At 72.4% G+C, this 15,193-nt stretch carries 10 protein-coding genes and 1 pseudogene; 7 read left to right on the top strand and 4 right to left on the bottom strand.

Annotated elements, in window-relative coordinates; translation table 11 throughout:
- Window positions 1–422: 422 nt before the first annotated feature.
- Both N6H00_RS13935 and N6H00_RS13930 read left to right on the top strand, forming a co-directional pair.
- Window positions 423–2,654, top strand: a pseudogene (locus N6H00_RS13935) (ComEC/Rec2 family competence protein); the annotation flags it as partial.
- A gap of 91 nt (window positions 2,655–2,745) precedes the next feature.
- Window positions 2,746–3,414 carry an O-methyltransferase gene (locus N6H00_RS13930; RefSeq protein WP_268971986.1) on the top strand — a complete coding sequence of 223 codons (669 nt, stop codon included), beginning with the start codon at window positions 2,746–2,748 and terminating at the stop codon, window positions 3,412–3,414.
- Window positions 3,415–3,521: 107 nt separating this feature from the next.
- Here N6H00_RS13930 and N6H00_RS13925 read toward each other — a convergent pair whose 3' ends face one another.
- Window positions 3,522–3,800 (bottom strand): hypothetical protein, encoded by a 279-nt coding sequence (locus tag N6H00_RS13925; RefSeq protein WP_432280583.1) that lies wholly within the window; start codon window positions 3,798–3,800, stop codon window positions 3,522–3,524.
- Window positions 3,801–3,844: 44 nt separating this feature from the next.
- On the opposite strand from N6H00_RS13925, the gene holA reads away from it, so the two are divergent.
- Window positions 3,845–4,834 carry a DNA polymerase III subunit delta gene (holA, locus tag N6H00_RS13920; RefSeq protein WP_268971985.1) on the top strand — a complete coding sequence of 330 codons (990 nt, stop codon included), beginning with the start codon at window positions 3,845–3,847 and terminating at the stop codon, window positions 4,832–4,834.
- A 29-nt stretch (window positions 4,835–4,863) separates the two neighbouring features.
- Here the strand turns inward: holA and N6H00_RS13915 are convergent, their stop codons facing one another.
- Window positions 4,864–5,754 (bottom strand): hypothetical protein, encoded by an 891-nt coding sequence (locus N6H00_RS13915; RefSeq protein WP_268971984.1) that lies wholly within the window; start codon window positions 5,752–5,754, stop codon window positions 4,864–4,866.
- 233 nt (window positions 5,755–5,987) lie between these two features.
- Window positions 5,988–6,254, bottom strand: a complete 267-nt coding sequence (gene rpsT / locus N6H00_RS13910) for a 30S ribosomal protein S20 (protein WP_268971983.1) — start codon at window positions 6,252–6,254, stop codon at window positions 5,988–5,990.
- Window positions 6,255–6,459: 205 nt separating this feature from the next.
- Here rpsT and lepA point away from each other — a divergent pair, with 205 nt between their 5' ends.
- The 4 genes from lepA (at window position 6,460) to hemW (ending at window position 14,155) form a co-directional block, all read left to right on the top strand.
- Window positions 6,460–8,337 carry a translation elongation factor 4 gene (gene lepA / locus N6H00_RS13905; RefSeq protein WP_268971982.1) on the top strand — a complete coding sequence of 626 codons (1,878 nt, stop codon included), beginning with the start codon at window positions 6,460–6,462 and terminating at the stop codon, window positions 8,335–8,337.
- A 287-nt stretch (window positions 8,338–8,624) separates the two neighbouring features.
- Window positions 8,625–10,514 carry an AMP-dependent synthetase/ligase gene (locus tag N6H00_RS13900; RefSeq protein ID WP_268971981.1) on the top strand — a complete coding sequence of 630 codons (1,890 nt, stop codon included), beginning with the start codon at window positions 8,625–8,627 and terminating at the stop codon, window positions 10,512–10,514.
- 242 nt (window positions 10,515–10,756) lie between these two features.
- Window positions 10,757–12,778, top strand: a complete 2,022-nt coding sequence (locus N6H00_RS13895; RefSeq protein WP_443073212.1) for a SpoIIE family protein phosphatase — start codon at window positions 10,757–10,759, stop codon at window positions 12,776–12,778.
- A gap of 144 nt (window positions 12,779–12,922) precedes the next feature.
- Window positions 12,923–14,155, top strand: coding sequence for a radical SAM family heme chaperone HemW (gene hemW, locus N6H00_RS13890; protein WP_268971979.1), 1,233 nt, complete (start codon window positions 12,923–12,925; stop codon window positions 14,153–14,155).
- A 128-nt stretch (window positions 14,156–14,283) separates the two neighbouring features.
- Here hemW and N6H00_RS13885 read toward each other — a convergent pair whose 3' ends face one another.
- Window positions 14,284–15,105: a DUF3097 domain-containing protein gene (locus N6H00_RS13885; RefSeq protein ID WP_268971978.1), complete on the bottom strand. Its 822-nt coding sequence runs from the start codon at window positions 15,103–15,105 to the stop codon at window positions 14,284–14,286.
- Between the last annotated feature and the right edge of the window lie 88 nt (window positions 15,106–15,193).

The raw sequence follows: 15,193 nt of genomic DNA, 5'->3' as shown, positions 1-15,193 counted from the left end.
TCGCCTGCGCCGCGGCCTTTCTCGTGGCGGTCGCCCTGCTCATCGGGGCCCGCCGACGAGTCACCCCGGCACCGGGTGGACGACCGCGCGGCGCGCCCCGGTCCCGGCGCGCGCCGGACGTGTTCCCACCGGTGCCGTCCTCGCCAGGGCCGCGCTCACCGAGGCCGCCTCTGGACGGCCGGGACGCGCCCGGGGCCACCGCGACGCCGTCGCGCGGCGCCGGACCTCGGAGGCGGGGCCGGACGTCACTGCCGTCCAAGGCCGAACGGCGGCCGTCGGAGGCGGGAGCGCCACCCGGGGCCACACCTTGTGCCGCCCCCCGGGCGCGTCGGCGGGCGGGCACCGGCGAGAGCCCCCACGCGACGCCGGGGGAGCGGACCGCATCGCCGCCACGAGCCGTCACATGGCGAGGACGGCGTGCGGTGGGGGCGGTGGTGGCGGCGCTGTTGTGCGGGGCCGCCGCGGGGGCGGTCGCCGGGCTGCACGGGGCGGATGTGCGTCGCGGCCCGGTGCCCGCGCTGGCCCGGCAGTACGCCGAGGCCACCGCCGAGGTGACCGTCACGGGGGATCCACAGCTCACCCGGCCACGGGTGCGTGGCGCCGCGCTCGCGCCCGCGTCCGTGGTTCTCGACGCCGAGGTCACCCGGGTCACCGGACCGGGCGGCACCAGGACCGTCACCCGCGCCCCCGTCCTGGTGACGGTCCACCCCGGCACACCCGAGGAGCGGGCGGCCTGGCTCCGGCTGCTGCCGTCCACACGTCTGCACGTCCACGGCCGCCTGGCGCCGCCGCTGCGTGACGGGGACCGCGTCGCGGCCGTGGTGCGGCTGAGCGGCGGACCCCCACGGGTCACGGGCGCGCCCACCGCGGTTCAGCGGCTGGCCGGGCGGCTGCGCGCCGGGCTGCGCACCGCGACCGACGGGCTCTCCCCGGACGCGCGGGCGCTGCTCCCGGCGCTGGTCGTGGGGGACACCTCACGGGTGCCGCCCGAGCTGGACGAGGCGTTCCGGGCCACGGACATGCTGCATCTGATGGCCGTCTCCGGCAGCAATCTGACGCTGGTGCTCGCGCTGCTCACGGGCCCGCCGCAGTTGGCCGGGCGGGCCGAGCGGCGCGGTCTGGCGGGCGCGCTCGGCATCCGGCTGCGGACCACCGCGCTGCTCGGCGGTGGGCTCACGCTCGCCTTCGTCATCGTCTGTCGACCCGAGCCCAGTGTGCTGCGCGCCGCGGCCTGCGGGCTGATCACGCTGCTCGCCCTCGGCACCGGCCGCCGCCGCTCCCTGCTCCCGGCCCTGGCCGCCGCTGTCCTCGCGCTGGTGCTCTACGACCCCTGGCTCGCCCGGAGTTACGGCTTCCTGCTCTCCGTCCTGGCCACCGGCGCGCTGCTCACCATCGCGCCGGGGTGGAGCGAGGCCCTGCGGCGCCGCGGGGTACCGCCCCGGGTGGCCGAGGCGCTGGCGGCCGCCGCCGCGGCCCAGGCGGTCTGCGCGCCGGTCGTGGTGGCGATGGCCGCGCGGGTCAGCCTGGTCGCGATTCCGTGCAACCTCGTGGCCGAGGTGGCGGTCGCGCCCGCCACCGTCCTGGGGTTCGCCGCGCTCGCGGTGGCCGCCGTCGCGCCGCCGGTCGCCGAGTGGATCGCCTGGCCGGCGGGCTGGCCCGCCGGGTGGATCGCGTGGGTGGCCCGCACCGGTGCGGCGCTGCCCGGAGCCGAGGCGGACTGGCCGGACGGCTGGACCGGCGGAGTGTTGCTGGCCGCCGTCACCCTGGCCGTGGTCCTCGCGGGCCGCCGATTGCTGCGCCACCGCCTGATGTGCGCCGTATGCGCGCTGCTGGTGCTGCTGGCCGTGGTGCGCCCGGCACCCCTGGCCCGGGTCATCACCGGGTGGCCGCCGCCCGGTTGGCGGATGGTGGCCTGCGATGTCGGGCAGGGAGACGCCCTCGTCCTGGCCGCGGGCCCCGGCACGGCCGTCGTCGTGGACACCGGACCCGAGCCGCGGGCCGTCGACCGCTGTCTGCGCACGCTCGGCGTCGTGCGGATCCCGCTGCTGGTGCTCACCCACTTCCACGCCGACCATGTGGCGGGCCTGACCGGGGCGTTGCGCGGGCGGGCGGTCGGCGCCATCGAGACGACCGGTCTGCGAGAGCCGCCCGGCCAGGCCGAGTCCGTACGGCGCGTGGCCCGGTCGGCGCATGTGCCGGTGGTCTCCGCGGTGCCGGGGGAGCGACGCCGCCTCGGTCCGCTGTCCTGGGAGGTGCTGTGGCCCGCGCCGCCGCCCGCCGCGGCCACGGCCGAGGGGCCGAACGACGCGAGCGTCACCCTCCTCGTCCGCACGGCGGGGCTGACCCTGCTCCTCCTGGGCGATCTGGAACCCCCGGCCCAGCAGGCCCTGCTGACGGCCCACCCCGCCCTTCCCCAGGTCGACGTCCTCAAGGTGGCCCACCATGGCTCGGCCTACCAGGACCCACGGCTGCTCCAACGCCTCAGGCCCCGCCTCGCCCTGATCTCCTGCGGTGCCGACAACCCCTACGGCCATCCGTCGCCCCGCACCATCGCCTCCCTGCGCGGTCAAGGGGCGGCCGTGCTGCGGACCGACACCGATGGGCCGATCGCGGTGACGGGCGGCCCGGGTCTGCGCGCGGTGCTGGCGGGCCGCCGCACGGCTCCGGGATATTCCGTCAACCGGCGCCGCGCGCGGCGTAAGTTCCCCCTTGCGGACTCCGTCAGTTCCGAAAGGACGAATGCCCATGTCGCTTGCGCGGTGGACCGAAGTGGACGCCTATTTCAACGGCCTGCTGGCACCCTCGGACCCGGCTCTGGACGCGGCCTTGGAACACAGCGCGGCGTCGGGGCTGCCGCCGCATCAGGTCGCCCCCAACCAGGGCAAGCTGCTCCAGCTGCTGGCCCGGATCCAGGGCGCGCGCACCGTGCTGGAGATCGGCACCCTGGGCGGCTACAGCACCATCTGGCTGGCCAGGGCGCTGCCCGAGGGAGGCCGGCTGATCTCCCTGGAGGCCGATCCGCGGTCCGCCGAGGTGGCGCGGGCCAATGTGGCGCGGGCCGGGCTGGGCAAGGTGGTCGAGATCCGCACCGGCCCGGCGCTGGACTCGCTCCCCCGGCTGGCCGAAGAGGGAGCCGGCCCCTTCGACCTGGTCTTCATCGACGCGGACAAGCCCAACAACCCGGGCTACCTGGAGTGGGCGCTGCGGCTCACCCGGCCGGGCAGCCTGATCATCGGCGACAACGTGGTGCGGGACGGCGCAGTGGCGGACCCGGCCAGCACCGACCCGAAGGTGCGGGGCGTGCGGCGGTTCACCGAGCTGATCGCCCAGGAGCCCCGGCTGACCGGCACCGCGATACAGACCGTCGGCGAGAAGGGGTACGACGGTTTCGCGCTGGCGCTGGTCACCGGCTAGAGACGGCCGGCGCGGGCGGTGCGGGGGGCATCCGGTGCGGGGCATCCAGCGCCAGGGCATCCAGCGCCAGGGCATCCAGCGTGGGGATATCCGGCGCCGGGCAGGGGTTATTCGGTCTCCAGCCAGCCGTCGTACTCGTCCGCGAACGCGTCCAGCGCCGCCGCGTCCAGCGCCCCGGCCGGGTCCTCGACCACCACCAGCCACTGGGCGTCCTCGGCGTCGTCCTCGCCCGCCAGCGCGTCCCGTACCAGCTGGGGCTCCTGGGTGACGCCGAACCGCTCGGGCAGTGCCTCGGCCACCTCCTCGGCCGCGTCGCGGTCGGGCAGCACCAGGATGTGCCGGGCGCCGGTCAGCTCTTCATCGATCACCGGAACATTGTCGGACATCCGGACGGCCGGGTTGTCCGAGGTCCGTGGGATGCTGGACCGCGATGGCCAGGAAATCGACGACCGACGATCCGCTCGCCCCCGTGACCCTCGCCGTGGGCCAGGAGGAGCTGCTGCTCGACCGCGCCGTGCAGCAGGTGGTGGCGGCCGCCCGCACGGCCGACCCCGACACCGATGTGCGCGACCTCATGCCCGACGCGCTGCGGCCCGGCACCCTCGCCGAGCTGACCAGCCCCTCGCTCTTCGCCGAGCGCAAGGTCGTGGTGGTGCGCAACGCACAGGATCTGGCGGCCGACACGATCAAGGACGTCAAGGACTACCTCGGCACCCCCGCCGAGGAGATCACCCTGGTGCTGCTGCACGCGGGCGGGGCCAAGGGCAAGGGGCTGCTCGACGCCGCCCGCAAGGCCGGGGCGCGCGAGGTCGCCTGCCCGAAGATGACCAAGCCCGCCGACCGGCTGGCGTTCGTGCGGTCCGAGTTCCGTGCCACCGGCCGGTCCGCCACCCCCGAGGCATGTCAGGCGCTGGTCGACGCCATCGGGAGCGATCTGCGCGAGCTGGCCAGCGCGGTCTCCCAGCTCGTGGCCGATGTCGAGGGCACCATCGACGAGGCCGTCGTCGCCCGCTACTACACCGGCCGGGCCGAGGCGTCCAGCTTCACCGTCGCCGACCGCGCCGTAGAGGGCCGTGCGGCCGAGGCGCTGGAGGCGCTGCGCTGGGCCGTCTCCACCGGGGTGGCGCCGGTGCTGATCACCAGTGCTCTGGCCCAGGGCGTCCGCGCCATCGGCAAGCTGGCCTCCGCGCCGCGCGGGGCCCGCCCCGGTGATCTGGCCCGTGAGCTGGGCATGCCGCCCTGGAAGATCGACCGAGTGCGGCAGCAGATGCGCGGCTGGTCGGCGGACGGAGTGGCGGTCGCGCTGCGCGCCGTCGCCGAGGCCGACGCGGGGGTCAAGGGCGGCGGGGACGATCCGGAGTACGCCCTGGAGAAGGCGGTCGTCACGATCGCCCGCGCCGCTCGGGCGGGCCGAGGCTAGCAGAGAGCCGGTCCGGGACCGGCCCGCGATCACTCCTTCATCTTCTCCAGCGTGGCCTTGGCGCTCTTCTTGAGCATCGCGGTGGCCTCCTCGGGCGTCTTGGCCGTGGCGCTGGAGGACGACGAGAGATACTCCGACCAGGTCGACTGGTAGGTCATCCAGCCGTCGCGCACCCCGAGGATCACATAAGCGCCGGTGTCGGAGCCGCTCTTGCTCACCTGCGTCACCACATACGCCTCGTCGCCCAGCCCGTTGACCGGGCTCACCTTGTAGCTGTAGCTGGACGTCTTCTGCTCCTCGTACGCCCGGTACTGGGCCTCGAACTCGGGCGCGGGGTCGGTCTTCTTGTGCAGCGACGCCGTGGTGTAGAGCCACACCGAGGAGTAGTCGTCGCTGTCCGCGTCGTTCGGCTCGAAGTCGATGTTGCAGGTCATCGAGTCCAGTGCGGGGTCCTCGGAGCTGCTGTGCTGAGGGTTCGCCGACCCGTCCTCCTGCTGGTACCCGGCGTCCTCGATGGTCTGGGCGTCGGTCGCGGTGCACAGATTGTTCGTATAGCGGTAGCCCGCGAGATCGGCCTTCGCCTCCCCGTCGAACCCTCCCGTGGCGAACAGCACCCCGGCCCAGACCGCCGAGGCGACGACGGCCCCGCCCAGCGCCCACGGCCAGCCCTTGCGGCCGCCCCCGGAGCCCGTGGGCGGCGCCCCAGGAGGCGTGCCCATCGGCCCGTATCCGCCCAGAGGTACGGACGGCATCGTCGGCTGGGCGTACGGATTGTGCTGGAGCGGCTGGGCCTGGTGCGGCTGCGGCTGCCCGTACGGGCCGGGTGACGGGCTCTGCGGCGGGCTCTGCTGAGGCGGCTGAGGCGGTTGGGGCGGCTGCGGCTGCCCGTACGGGTTGGGTGTCTCCCCCGGTATCGACATGACGTGAACATACCCGAATGAAGCGCGAAGACCCCGCCCTGTCCTGGGGAAAGGACAGGGCGGGGCCCTCGTGTCGATCATGTGCGCCGCACCCGCGTGGCGAACGCAGGCCGCGTGCGGCGCGGTGGTGCTGACGAATCCGTCGGCTGCCGGTCGGAGCGGGTGAGAGGGACCGCTGTGCCCAAACCGGCGCTATGGGGCGATGACGCCCCGGAAGGTGTCAGCCCTCGAGGTCAGCCCTTGAGGCCGGCGAGCTGCTGGGCGAGCGCCGACTTCTTGTTGGCGGCGTTGTTCTTGTGCAGAACGCCCTTGCTGACGGCCTTGTCGAGCTTGCGCGCGGCGACGCGGGCGGCTTCGGTGGCCTTCTCGGCGTCACCGGCGGCCACGGCCTCGCGGGTGCGGCGGATGGCGGTCTTCAGCTCGGACTTGACCGCCTTGTTGCGCTGGCGCGCCTTCTCGTTCGTCTTGTTCCGCTTGATCTGGGACTTGATGTTCGCCACGTAAAAAGCCTTCGCAGGTTCGTCGGGTTTCGTTTGCTTCGGTGTGTCTTCTGTGTCCGCGCGAGGGCGGCACGAGACACAGTCGGCCAGGTTACCAGCAGGGTCGATGGCGTCCCAAACCCGGAAGAGGTCGCCATTCATGGGACCATGGACGGGACCAACCCATACCGATAACACCGAGTCCCGCCTAGACACAGGACCCTGCGTGCCCGCGACCCCTACCAATGTGCCGGAGCCGAGCCGTACCGACCCGGCTCTGATCCGTAACTTCTGCATCATCGCGCACATCGACCACGGCAAGTCGACGCTCGCCGACCGTATGCTCCAGCTGACCGGTGTGGTCGAGCAGCGGCAGATGCGCGCGCAGTACCTCGACCGCATGGACATCGAGCGCGAGCGCGGCATCACGATCAAGTCCCAGGCGGTCCGGCTGCCCTGGGCGCCGACGAAGGACGAGGGCGGCGAGTCGGCCACCCATATCCTCAACATGATCGACACCCCCGGCCACGTGGACTTCACCTACGAGGTCTCGCGCTCCCTCGCCGCCTGTGAGGGGTGCATCCTGCTGGTCGACGCGGCCCAGGGCATCGAGGCCCAGACCCTCGCCAACCTCTACCTGGCGATGGAGCACGACCTCACGATCATCCCGGTCCTCAACAAGATCGACCTGCCCGCTGCCCAGCCCGAGAAGTACGCCGCCGAGCTGGCCCATCTCATCGGCTGCGACCCCTCCGACGTGCTGAAGGTCTCCGCCAAGACCGGCGAGGGCGTGGCCGAGCTGCTGGACCGGGTCGTGGAGCTGGTGCCGGCTCCGGTCGGTGTCGAGGACGCCCCCGCCCGCGCGATGATCTTCGACTCCGTCTATGACGCCTACCGGGGCGTCGTGACCTATGTGAAGGTCGTCGACGGCACGCTCAGCAAGCGCGAGCGGATCAGGATGATGTCCACCGGCGCCGCCCATGAGCTGCTGGAGATCGGCACCAACTCCCCGGAGATGACCCCCGCCGACGGGCTGTCCGTGGGCGAGGTGGGCTATCTGATCACCGGTGTGAAGGATGTCCGCCAGTCCAAGGTCGGTGACACGATCACCCAGGTCACCGGCGGTGCGCAGGAGCCGCTGGGCGGCTACAAGGACCCGAAGCCGATGGTGTTCTCGGGGCTGTATCCGCTGGACGGCTCGGACTACCCCGAGCTGCGCGAGGCCCTGGACAAGCTACAGCTCAACGATGCCGCGCTGGTCTACGAACCGGAGACCTCGGCCGCTCTCGGCTTCGGTTTCCGCGTCGGCTTCCTCGGGCTGCTGCACCTGGAGGTCATCCGTGAGCGCCTGGAGCGCGAATTCAATCTCGACCTGATCGCCACTGCGCCCAACGTGGTCTACCGGGTGGAGATGGAGGACGGCAGCGAGCACACGGTGACCAACCCCAGCGAGTTCCCGGTGGGCAAGATCGACACGGTGCACGAGCCGGTCGTCCGGGCCACCATCCTCGCTCCGAGCGAGTTCATCGGCGCGATCATGGAGCTGTGCCAGAACCGCCGGGGGGTGATGCTCGGCATGGACTACCTCTCCGAGGACCGGGTCGAGATCCGCTACACCCTGCCGCTCGCCGAGGTCGTCTTCGACTTCTTCGACCAGCTGAAGTCCAAGACCCGCGGCTATGCCTCGCTCGACTACGAGCCCACCGGTGAGCAGACCTCCGACCTGGTCAAGGTCGACATCCTGCTGCACGGCGACAAGGTGGACGCGTTCTCGGCGATCACCCACAAGGACAAGGCGTACGCGTACGGTGTCCGGCTGGTCGCCAAGCTGCGCGAGCTCATCCCGCGGCAGAACTTCGAGGTGCCCATCCAGGCGGCCATCGGCTCCCGGGTCATCGCCCGTGAGACGGTCCGTGCCATCCGTAAGGACGTCCTCGCCAAGTGCTACGGCGGTGACATCTCCCGTAAGCGGAAGCTGCTGGAGAAGCAGAAGGAAGGCAAGAAGCGGATGAAGATGGTCGGCAGCGTGGAGGTCCCCCAGGAGGCGTTCATCGCGGTGCTGTCCTCCGACTCCGACGGCAAGGACTCCAAGGCGAAGAAGTAGCGAGCGGGAGCGAGCCGAGGAGACTTCGGTCAGCGGGCCCGGCGTGCTGGACGCGCCGGGCCCGCTGCGTGCGGGGGAGCCTCGTGGGCACCTCAGGGCTCTTGGGCACCTCAGAGCCTCGTGGGTACCTCAGAGCTTCGTGGGGCACCTCAGCGGAACAACTGGGCACTTCAGGGGAACAACGTGGCGCGGACCCCTTACGCGGTAAGGATTCGGCCCCTACTCTGATCACCACTCGAAGGTTACTCGCGAGTCACCAAGCAATGATGCGGGCCCCGGAGGATGCCGTGACCGACACACAGATCTTGCTCGAGAACCGGCCGCCGTCCCTGGCGACGCACTTCCTCCAGCGCGTCGAGGCGACCCCGGACCAGGAGGCGTACCGCTACCCGGTGCCCTCCGCCTCGGGCGAGGGTCCCGACGACTGGCGGTCGCTGACCTGGCGGGAATGCGCGGACCGGGTGTACGCCATCGCCGCCGGGCTGATCGATCTGGGGATCCGCCCCGAGGAGCGGGTGGCGCTGGCCTGCGCCACCCGTGTCGAGTGGATCCTGGCCGACCTCGGCGTGCTGGCCGCGGGCGCGGCGACCACCACGGTCTACCCGACCACCAACGCCGACGAGACCGCCTTCATCCTCTCCGACTCCGGCAGCCGGGTGCTGATCGCCGAGGACGCGGCGCAGCTCGCCAAGGTGCGGGCGCAGCGCGATGAGCTCCCCGAGCTCGCCCATGTGGTGGTGATCGAGGCCGAGGACGCGGTCCCCGCCGCGGACGACCCGGAGGGCTGGGTGCTCTCGCTCGCCGAACTGGAGAAGCGGGGCACGGCTCATCTGGAGCGCCATCCGGACGCCGTACGGGGGCGGATGGACGCCCTGCGCGGCGATCAGCTGGCGACGCTCATCTACACCTCCGGCACCACCGGGCGCCCCAAGGGCGTACGGCTGGCGCATGACTCCTGGTCGTACATGGCCATCGTGATCGGCACCCAGGAGGGGCTGCTCTACCCCGACGATCTGCAGTACCTGTGGCTGCCGCTCGCCCATGTCTTCGGCAAGGTGCTGACGGCGGGGCAGATCTACGTCGGCCACGCCACGGCGGTGGACGGCCGGGTGGACAAGATCATCGAGAATCTGCCGGTGGTCCGGCCGACCTATATGTGTGCCGTGCCGCGGATCTTCGAGAAGGTCTACAACGGAGTGGCCCAGCGGGCACGCGAGGGCGGGGCGGCCAAGTACAAGATCTTCCAGTGGGCGGCCGGGGTCGCCCGGGAGTACGCCAGGACCTCTCAGGACAACTTCCGCCGTACCGGCACCGCCTCCGTGCCCTTCGGTCTCAAGACCCAGCACGCGCTGGCCGACAAGCTCGTCTACGCCAAGCTGCGCGAGGCGTTCGGCGGCCGGCTGCGGGCCGCGGTGTCCGGCTCCGCCGCGCTCACGCCCGACATCGGCTACTTCTTCGCGGGCGCCGGCATCAACATCCTGGAGGGCTACGGCCTGACCGAGTCCAGCGCCGCCAGTTTCCTCAACCCGGCGGACTACCGCACCGGCACGGTCGGCAAGGCGTTCCCCGGCCTGGAGGTGCGGTTCGCCGAGGACGGCGAGGTGCTGCTGCGCGGCCCCGGCATCATGCAGGGCTACCACGGGCTGCCGGAGCTGACCGCGCAGGTGCTGGAGTCCGACGGCTGGTTCCACACCGGGGACATCGGGGAGCTGTCCCCTGACGGCTATCTGCGGATCACCGACCGCAAGAAGGACCTGATCAAGACCTCGGGCGGCAAGTACGTCGCTCCGGCGGAGGTCGAGGGCCAGTTCAAGGCGGTGTGTCCGTTCGTCTCCAACATCCTGGTGCACGGCGCCGATCGCAACTACTGCACCGCGCTGATCGCCCTCGACGAGCCCACGATCATGAAGTGGGCGGGCGACCACGGTCTCCAGGGCAAGCCCTACGCGGAGGTCGTGGCCACCGATGAGGTGCGGGAGCTGATCGAGGGCTATGTGCGCACGCTCAACGAGGGGCTTCAGCGCTGGCAGACGATCAAGAAGTTCCGGCTGCTGCCGCGCGATCTGGACGTGGAGCACGGCGAGTTGACCCCCAGCCTGAAGCTCAAGCGGCCGGTGGTCGAGCGTGAGTACAAGGCTCTGATCGAGGACATGTACGCGGGCACGAAAGAGGTTTAACAGGCAAGGATACGGTCCGACGCCGGATTTCCAGTTGACCGGCCCGCCGGACACATGAATTTTCCCCTTATCGCGGTTCACTTGCGTAACTCGGTGCATATGAGGGCGGTCGGTCTGCCACTCTGTCCGTGCCGGATACGGTTACGGATACGGCGTTATGACGGAGCTTCTTCAGGAGCCGCACAGTGGGGACGTCATCTTCTGCCACGTCTGGTGGGTCGGTTGAGGGCGGTGGGGTGGTTCTGCCGGTCGGGGGTGGCATCGGCCCCGTCCGCACCAGCGCCTCGGCACGCGCCAGCCTGCCCGGCACTCCGCTCGCGGCCTCGGCCGCGCGCCGGTTCGTCCGTGCCGCCCTCGCCGACTGGGCCGCGCTGGAGGTCCCGGCCGCCGACCGGATCACCGACCGGGTCGCGGACGAGGCCGTACTGCTGGTGAGCGAGCTGGTCACCAACGCGGTGGTGCACGCCGGCACCGCCATCGAGGTGAGCTGTGCGCTGGATGTGTCGGACCGCGAGGGCGAACCGCCCTCCCTCGTGGTGGAGGTGACCGACCACCACCCCACCCGGGTGCTGCGCGGCGATCCACCGGACCCGGACGAGCGGCCGGAGTACGCCGGCGGCCACGGGCTGCGGCTGGTGGCCGAGATCGCCGAATCATGGGGGACGACGTACCGGCGGACGAGCAAGTCGGTGTGGTTCCAGATGGCGGTGGCGCCCACGGCCGGGTCCGCCGCCGGGCCCGGCCCCATGGGCTCGGCCTTCCACGACGCGGCGTCCGCCGTGGACGCGGCGCCCGCCGCCTTGGGGGAGCCGGAGGGCGCATTCGGGACGGGGGCCGTTCATGACGGCCGTAAGGACGCCGTCGAGATCGTCGCTCCCGCACCGGGCCGCGTCCCCGTCCGCCGCGACCCCGAGTGGATCCAGCGCGGTGCGCTCACCTTCCTCGCCGAGGCGTCCGATCTGCTGGCCGGACAGTTCGACGAGGACATGGTGACCTCGCTGGCCGGGCAGCTGCTGGTGCCCCGGCTCGCCGACTGGTGCGCGATCTGGCTCGACTCCGCGAGCGGCCCGCCGCGGCTCGCCCGGGTCTGGCACGCCAGCGAAGGGCGCATCGAGGGCCTGCGGCAGGTGCTGGAGAAGGAGCCGCCCCAGGTGCCCGCCGCCGCCCGCGGCGGCGCCGTGGAGTGGCCCTGGCCGGCCGACCCCGCCGCGTACGGGCCCGGTGGCGCGGCCCTCGCCTGCCGGCTGGTCGCGGGCGGCCGTGCGCTCGGCACGCTGCTGCTGGGGCGGGCCGGGCTGGTGCGGATGCCGACCGAAGTGGTCGGTCTGATCGAGGACTTCACCCGGCGCGTCGCCCTGGCCCTCGCCTCCGCCCGCCGCTACACCCGGCAGGCGACGATCAGCCGGGTGCTCCAGCGCGGGCTGCTGCCCTCCGTCATCCCGCGTATCCCCGGGGTCGAGTCGGCGGTCGTGTACGAGCCCACCGGCGACATCTCGGCCGGCGGCGACTTCTACGACGTCTTCCAGGCCGGCACCGGCCGCTGGTGCTTCGTCCTGGGCGACGTCTGCGGGAACGGTCCGGAGGCGGCCGTGGTGACCGGGCTCGTCCGGCCCTGGCTGCGGCTGCTCGCCCGCGAGGGGTACGGCGTGGGGGAGGTCCTGGACCGGCTCAACCAGCTGCTGGGCGAGGAGGCGGTGGAGCAGGCGGTCGAGGGCGCCGCGGAGGCCGTGGCGGCCGGTGTGGAGGCCGCGGAAGGTTCCTCCGGGGTCGTGGAGCTGGTGGACGGGGGCCTGATCGGCACGGTCGGCACGGGGCTCCCGTCGGGCGGCGGGGTCCCCCGGTTCCTGTCGCTGCTGTACGGGGAGCTGGAGCCGCTGGGCGAGGGCGAGGGGGTGCGCTGCACCCTGGCCAGCGCGGGACATCCGCTGCCGCTGGTGCTGCGGCCCGGGGGCGAGGTGCGGACCGTCGCGGAGCCGCAGATATTGCTGGGCGTCGTGGACGAGGTCGGGTACGCGAGTGAATCGTTCGACCTGGCGCCCGGGGAGACGCTGCTGTGCGTGACGGACGGGGTCACCGAGCACCGATCCGGTGACCGGCAGTTCGACGACGAGGACGGCCTGGCGGCGGCGCTCGCGCTGTGCGCGGGCATGAGCGCGCGGCAGGTCGCGGAGCGGGTGCGGCGGGCGGTGGACGAGTTCGCCGCGGAGCCGCCGGACGACGACCTGGCGATGCTGGTCCTGAAGGCGGCCGAGCCGAAGCCCTAGCCGGATCCCGAGGGCGGGATCCAAGGGGGCTGGGTCTCGAGGGCGGGGTCCCGGGGGTGGATCCCGAGGTCACCGGTGACGCCGGGAACGGTGGCGCCGGGACGGGCGCGCCCCGCGCGGCGGGCCGTGGCGGACAATGGGGGCATGCCTTCCGTACTGCCTGATGGTGAGCCCGTGCCCGAGGACGGCGCACTGCCCGCGACCGCGTTGGCCGGGGCGGAGCGGCGGCCACTGGGGTTCTATCTGCACGTGCCGTACTGCGCCACCCGCTGCGGCTACTGCGACTTCAACACCTACACCGCCAGTGAGCTGCGCGGCTCCGGCGGCGTGCTCGCCTCCCGGGACAACTACGCCGAGCTGGTCGCCGAGGAGGTGCGGCTGGCGCGGAAGGTGCTGGGGGACGACCCGCGGCCCGTGCGGACCGTGTTCGTCGGCGGCGGGACCCCGACCCTGCTCGCCGCGGCGGACCTCGGGCGGATGCTCGGGACGATCCGGGAGGAGTTCGGGCTGGCCGAGGGGGCCGAGATCACGACCGAGGCGAATCCGGAGTCGGTCGATCCGCGGTATCTGGCGGAGCTGCGGGAGGCGGGGTTCAACCGGATCTCCTTCGGGATGCAGAGCGCCCGGCAGCACGTCCTGAAGGTGCTGGACCGTACGCACACCCCGGGGCGGCCGGAGGCGTGTGTGGCCGAGGCGCGGGCGGCCGGATTCGACCATGTGAACCTGGACCTGATCTACGGGACACCGGGAGAGAGCGACGCGGACTGGCGGGCCTCCCTGGAAGCCGCGCTCGGGGCCGGCCCGGACCATGTGTCGGCGTATGCGCTGATCGTCGAGGAGGGCACCCAGCTGGCGCGGCGGATCCGGCGCGGCGAGGTCCCGATGACCGACGACGATGTGCACGCGGACCGCTATCTGATCGCCGAGGAGACCCTGTCGGCCGCCGGATTCACCTGGTACGAGGTCTCCAACTGGGCGACCTCGCCCGGCGCGCGCTGCCGGCACAACGAGCTGTACTGGCGCGGCGCCGACTGGTGGGGCGCCGGACCCGGTGCGCACAGCCATGTGGGCGGCGTGCGGTGGTGGAACGTGAAGCACCCCGGGGCGTACGCACAGGCCCTGGGCGAGGGCAGGTCGCCCGGCGCGGGCCGGGAGCTGCTCTCCGGCGAGGAGCGCCGGGTGGAGCGGATCCTGCTGGAGCTGCGGCTGGCCGAGGGGTGCCCGCTGGACCTGCTGCGCCCGGCCGGGGCGGCGGCCGCGGCACGGGCGCTGGAGGACGGTCTGCTGGAGCCGGGGCCGTACGGGCGGGGGCGGGCCGTGCTCACCCTGCGGGGGCGGCTGCTGGCGGACGCGGTGGTGCGGGATCTGGTGGACTGACGTGATCGAGGCGGACTGACGTGATCGAGGCGGACTGACGCGATCCGGCGCGCCGGGACGGGAGCCGTCAGCCCTCCCGGGGCCGTCAGTCCTCCTGGGGCCGTCAGCCCTCCTGGTTCCGGAGACCATCAGCCCTCCGGGGCCGTCACGAAATCGATCAGTTCCTCCACCCGTCCCAGCAGCTCCGGCTGAAGGTCCTTGTAGGAGCGGACCGAGGACAGGATGCGCTGCCAGGCGGCTCCGGTGTTCTCCGGCCAGCCCAGGGCGCGGCAGACGCCCTTCTTCCAGTCCTGGCCGTGCGGCACCGCGGGCCAGGCCGGGATGCCGACGGAGGACGGCTTCACGGCCTCCCAGATGTCGATGTAGGGGTGGCCGAGGACCAGCACGTGCTCGCCGGTCACCTGCGCGGCGATCCGGGATTCCTTGGAGCCCGCCACCAGATGGTCGACGAGGACGCCGAGCCGGGCGTCCGGGCCGGGGGAGAAGCCGTCGACGATGGCGGGCAGGTCGTCGACGCCCTCCAGGTATTCCACGACGACGCCCTCGATGCGCAGATCGTCGCCCCAGACCCGCTCGACCAGCTCCGCGTCATGCCGCCCCTCGACATAGATGCGTCCCGCGCGGGCGACCCTGGCCCGCGCTCCCGGAACGGCGATCGACCCGGAGGCCGTGCGCCGGGGCGCGCTGGGGGCCGCCGCGCGCGGGCGTACGAGGGTGACGACACGCCCCTCGAGAAGAAAACCGCGCGGCTCCATGGGGAAGACGCGATGTTTGCCGAAGCGGTCCTCCAGAGTGACCGTGGGACCCTGGGCGGTCTTCTCACAGCGGATCACCGCACCGCAGAATCCGGTGGTGATCTCCTCCACGACGAGGTCCGGTTCGGCGGGGACCTCGGGGGCGGGCCGCTGCCGCTTCCAGGGCGGGGTCAGGTCCGGGTCGTACTGTCGCATCCGGCTGACGATAGCGTGCGACGACCGCCCGCCCCCATGGCCGCACGACCACGCGAACGGCCAGGCGCACGACTAGGCGAACAACTAG

The organism is Streptomyces sp. S465, assembly GCF_026898115.1.
In the GTDB taxonomy this organism is placed as follows: Bacteria; Actinomycetota; Actinomycetes; order Streptomycetales; family Streptomycetaceae; genus Streptomyces; species Streptomyces luomodiensis.
This window is presented reverse-complemented; position numbering and strand designations above follow the sequence as displayed.